The sequence below is a fragment of the Roseateles sp. genome (assembly GCF_044373315.1).
Classification (GTDB): Bacteria; Pseudomonadota; Gammaproteobacteria; order Burkholderiales; family Burkholderiaceae_C; genus JACDQM01.
Map to the genome: position 1 here is coordinate 1 of NZ_JBILQK010000202.1, position 3,083 is coordinate 3,083.

A 3,083-nucleotide genomic window follows, 5' to 3' on the forward strand; every position below is an offset into this window, starting at 1 on the left:
GCCTCTTCGAAACAGCGCGCGCGGCGCTCTGGATCGCCATCGCGTGCAGCCAGCTGAGCGAGGGTCATCCAGCACCTGCGGCGAGCCGCTCCAGACAGCGAGCGATCGGAGCCCGCCTGCTCGAGCATCATGCGTGCCTTGCCCCAAAGCTGACGTTCTGCAAGCGCCTGGCCGAGGGCGTAGACAAAACACACGTCGCGAGGGAAGCGCTGGACGGCCAACTCAAGGCGCTGCAACCATTCAGGACCCAAACCAGGCATCACCAGCACAAGTGCCTCGGCAAGTTCCGTGCGCTCCTCGGCAGACAAGTCTTCGATCTGGTCCCAGAAGGGGCGCAGCCAGCCCCGACCATCATCAAGCGCACCCAAAGCTGCGGAGCAGCGTGCAGCGCGTCCGGCAACGAACACTTCCCGGCGGTCAGCGTTGTCCAGTTGCTGCCAGATGGCGCGCAGCTGGTCAGCATCTCTTGCAGCATCGAGCGCCTCACAAGCCAGCGAGCGCAGGAGCCCCTGTGCGGCCATCTTGGAAAAGGCCTGATGCTTGGCGAGCAAACGAGCCGTGCGAAGCGCCTCCAGAGGCTGCCTTGCCAAGCGAGCGGCTTGCAGCTTGAGCCGCAAGGCCTGAGTGCGTCGAGCCACGCCCGGACCCAACTCGGACAGAAGTCGCAGCGCGCGATCAGCGTCCCGGTCCTCCAGCGCCCACTCCGCCGCCATCAAGCGAGCACCATCCTCCAGAGCCTTGCCTTGCCCTGTGGTCTGACTGCGGCTCAGGGACTGAGCCAACTCGTCATCGCGGCGGCGACGATCCTGCATGCGATGCGCACTTTGCGCCACCATCAGATGCGCCAGTGACATGAAAGCAGCATCTTCAGCCAGCTCAGGCGTCTGCACCTGAATGCTCAAGGCCTTCTGGGCCGCTTTTTGAGCGCGGCCATAGCGTCCACCAAAGAACTCCGCCAACGCCTCACGCAAGGCCAGCTGCGCACTGCGCTCCCGTTGACCCAGCCGCCATTCACGGGCGCGCCGCGGCAAGCTGGTGAGGGAACTGATGGCCTGGATCACAGTGACCAAGGCAAAGCAGCCGCCAACCAGGGTCAGAAGGAACAGGTTCAAGGACACATCAAGACGCCAGCCATGCCAGTAAAGGCTGACGAGGCCGTCATTGCTGCCCAAGGTCAGAGCGGCCACCACGGCCACCACGAACAAGAGAACCAGCCAGATCACGCTACGCATAGGAACCCTAGTGACGTCCTGCTTCAGCGGCCGGCGCCAGCGGCGGCCAATGCAGCCAGCGTGTCATCGGGACGGGGCACGTTGACCTGTCGGGCCTGCCCGACCACCTGGCGCAGCAAGTCGCTGGCAGCTTGCACCTTGCGCGATCGCCCGTCGAAATACCGATCCAGGATCGTCAGCGTATCGCGCAGATCCGTCTGCGCCGTATCGAACTGCCGGCTCAGCAGCGCCAGACGCGCATTGAGCAGTCGAAGCTTGGCGTTCTCGCGAAGGAAGAAGGTCTGGTCAGGTGCCAGCAGCATGGCCTCGGGATGATCGATGCGCGTCACGCGCAGCAGGCCCTTCGCCTCGATCCAGACCTGTCCGACCAGATCCTGCCAGCGCTGCTGGGCCTGTTCCCACCAGTCGCCCGTTGGCGCAGCGGCAACGGGCGCGGCGGCTGAGGCTGCACGCTCACTCCGGCGCTGTCGCACCGCCTGCTGCTCAGCGCTCTTGTCAGCCGAAGACAGCAGCGGCAACTCGTCCAGCAAGCGCACCACTTCGTCGAGCTTGATGGTCAGCGTCGAGACATCGGCCACGCTGATGGCCTTGACCCGGTCCAGATCCCGGGCCACAGCGCGGCGCACGCCGTCCAGCCGCGGTTGCTTGTAGCGCTGTAGACGCTCGTCGGCTTGCCTCAGGGTCGCCACCATGGGCTCGGCACTGCCCGTGATGCTGCTCTGCTGCATCGCCACGCGAATGGACGCCTCGATATCACCGATGACATTCTCATCACGCGAGCGGGACATCGACTGGATCAACTCCTCCAGTTGACCGCGCTGCAAGGCGACCTCAGCCAAACGCGCATCCAGCAGCGCAATCTTGGCAGCACTGTCACGACTCAATTCCTGAGCCGCCCTGGCGAGCGCCCGGGCTTCGCTGGCTTCGCTCTGGCTGCCGGCCTGCCGGCGCACCAACTCGCGCTCCAGGTCCTTGAGCTTCTCCTGCCCTTGCCATGCAAGGGTCACGGCGACCACACTGATCACGCCCAGGCTCGAGGTCAGGATCAACTGCCATGGGATTGGCTGTCGCCCGCCCGGCGCTGAGGCGGCCTGAGGTGGTGATTCCGGCGGGGCCGGCACGTCGTTGGAGGGGGTTGCTGCAGGGTCGCTCACGGTCTGATCGATTGTAGAGCTCAGGTCTGAAGGCTCATCAGTGCCTGGGCGACGGCCTGCGGCTGCGGTCGCGCCAAAACCACATGCCCAAAGCCAAGCCCCTGTGCGCGTGCAGCAATCCGTGCATGGGTGGCCACGCACAGGCTGGAACTCCAGTCCGCCTGCGGAGCCAAGCGTTGCTGCAGGCAGTCCACGGCTTCGGAACTGCTGAACAGCCACACATGTGCAGCTGGCCATGCCAGTGCCTGAGTCAGCACCTCCTGCTCCGCCTGCTGCAACTGAGCGCAACGCCGCTGATACACGCTGCGGTAACGCACTTCCGCCCCACGCTCACGCAGCCGCTCACCCAACCAGTCACGCCCGCCCTCGCCTCTCAGCACCAGGGCCAAGCGCCCCTGCCAATCAAGTCCGGACAATCGGGGCCACAGGTTTTCGGAGTCAAGGCTGGGGGCGTCGTCGGCCGGCTGCACGATCTGGCTCGAAGGCACGCCCGCCGCTAGCAAGGCCTTGGCGCTGCCCGGCCCCACCGTGGCAGCCAGGGTCTGCGCCGGCCAGGGCGCCCCGGTCGGTCGCCAGGCGAAAAACTCCGCCACCGCATTGGGGCTGACGAACATGGCCAGGGCCGACTGAGGCAACTCGGCCCAGGCCCGCTGCGCTTCGGCTGGATCCGCCGCCGCCGCAATCTCGATCAGCGGCA

The 3,083-nt window shown here is 65.8% G+C and carries 3 protein-coding genes; all 3 read right to left on the reverse strand.

Annotation, left to right across the window (positions count from 1 at the left end):
* Positions 1-1,232, reverse strand: a 1,232-nt coding sequence (locus tag ACIQ67_RS20375) for a heme biosynthesis HemY N-terminal domain-containing protein (protein WP_397536198.1), incomplete at its 3' end; no start/stop codon positions are given.
* Between the two features lie 23 nt (positions 1,233-1,255).
* Positions 1,256-2,281, reverse strand: a complete 1,026-nt coding sequence (locus ACIQ67_RS20380) for a uroporphyrinogen-III C-methyltransferase (RefSeq protein WP_397536199.1) — start codon at positions 2,279-2,281, stop codon at positions 1,256-1,258.
* Between the two features lie 125 nt (positions 2,282-2,406).
* On the reverse strand, positions 2,407-3,083 hold a 677-nt coding region (locus ACIQ67_RS20385; RefSeq protein WP_397536200.1), incomplete at its 5' end, for a uroporphyrinogen-III synthase.